Annotated in this window: 1 protein-coding gene and 1 pseudogene; both read right to left on the bottom strand. The window is 56.8% G+C overall.

Annotated elements, in window-relative coordinates:
- Positions 1–683: OmpA family protein (locus JV201_RS10240; protein ID WP_219406839.1), on the bottom strand; the 683-nt coding region annotated here is incomplete at its 3' end.
- A 6-nt stretch (positions 684–689) separates the two neighbouring features.
- A pseudogene (locus JV201_RS10235) lies at positions 690–1,693 on the bottom strand (hypothetical protein); the annotation flags it as partial.

Raw genomic sequence — 1,693 nt, 5'->3', positions numbered from 1 at the left:
AGCGTGCGATCCTCCTGAGACACCACCAACTGAACTTCCACCCGCCGATTTTCTGCGCTTGCCGGGTTCAAGCCGGGCTTGGGTCTGGAATCACCGTAACCCGCCACAATCACTCGCAGTGATTGCTGCCCGTCCAGAGCCAAAACCAACAACTTGCGTGCCTCCCGTGCCCGAGCAGCGGAGAGCGTGTAGTTATCGTCATAGACCGTGCAGTACCGCGCGTAATCAGTGACCGGTCGGCTTACCGGCACATTGTCGGTATGGCCCTCGACCAATACCTGGCCCTGGCCGTAATCGTGGATGAAGGTAGCGACGCGAACGCTCAACTGCGTCAGTGCCCGCTTGGCCTCATCGGTAATACAGGCGCTGCCGCGGCCGAAGGCGTTATCAGGCAACGTCAGGCGCCGGTTCTTGATATCGACATCGATCAGCCCCCCTTCACCGCCGTGTGCCAGATCCGCCTGCATCGCCTCAAGCAAAGCACTCAGACGTGTTTGTTGTGTTACCGCGCCTTGGGCTTTTTCTGCCTGACGCGCCGCATCCAACTGTTGCTTCTCGACTTGCATTGCCGCTTCGGCCGCTTTGTTCTGCAGCACCGAAACTACAAGCATGAGCATCACGACCGCCATGACCCCCGCCATGAGGTCTGAGATGGAAATCCATTCGCTGGGTTTTTCTTTCATGGTCGGTTACGCCGGCTGAGCTTTATTGGTCTGCAAACCACTCGCAGGCGCAGGTTCATAGTCCGCCGTGAGTCGGCCAAGCAATGTCACTGTCGACTGTGCAGCGTCGCTGAGCACCTGGAGGCGATTGGCAAACTGTTTGTCGATATTGGCCGCCAGCTTTTCAGGCAAAGCGCTCATGGCTTGTTGGCCTTGACGATGCGAGTCCGCAAGCGCCTTCACGTCCTGGACAACCGAAGGCAACTGTTGCGCCGAATCACATAATTGCTCAAGCAGTTTGACGCTGGCTCCCAGAGGGGCCAACCTGGCAGGCAACGCTTCCAGAGATTCCTGGGTTTTAGCGCCCTGGTCTGTCATGGTTTTGAACTGCACATTGAGCGTAGTGAACTGCTCGGCGAGCTGCGGGAAAGTCACCAGTTTGCTCGCCACCGCATCCATCTTGTGTCCAGCTTTGGATGCCTCCTTCAAGCCCTCCGAAATGCTCTTGCCGAGTTCATCCATGTTGGAGCTCATAAGTTCGATCGCTTCGTTAAGCGTGGTACTTGTCTGCGTGAACCGAGAGCTGGTTTGCTTCTGCATGTCCTTGGCGCTTTCAGTAGTCACCTTGACTTCATTAACCACCGTGCCGACATGCTCTGACAAACTATCGACCGCAGTGGAAATATTGTCGGTCGCGCCTTTCAGGTTGGCAGCCATGTCCTGGGTGTTCTGGGTAAAGTCTCGGCTCATCGTGGTAATGGTACCGGTCAGGCTCCCTTCGATAGTCTCCATGACGGTGCCCAGCCTGGTGATGTTGCCATCCATGCTCGCCTTCATTTCTACCAAGTGCCCGGCGAAATCCTCATTCAGCGAGTGAATCGCGCCGCTGAGTTTTTCCTGCATGACCTGCACGCTGCCTTTGAGCAGCCCTGCCGAATCGGCCAGTAGCGTTGCGGACTCGCCCATCAATTGAACCGCGGCCTCCTGACGTAGCAAGTTATCGGTTTTGGCCTCCACATAACCTTGCAGGC

Origin of the sequence: Pseudomonas sp. Colony2 (assembly GCF_019382755.1) — a bacterium.
Taxonomy (GTDB): Bacteria; Pseudomonadota; Gammaproteobacteria; order Pseudomonadales; family Pseudomonadaceae; genus Aquipseudomonas.
Note: the sequence above shows the minus strand (reverse complement) of the source record. Positions and strands in the feature narration are given on the sequence as shown.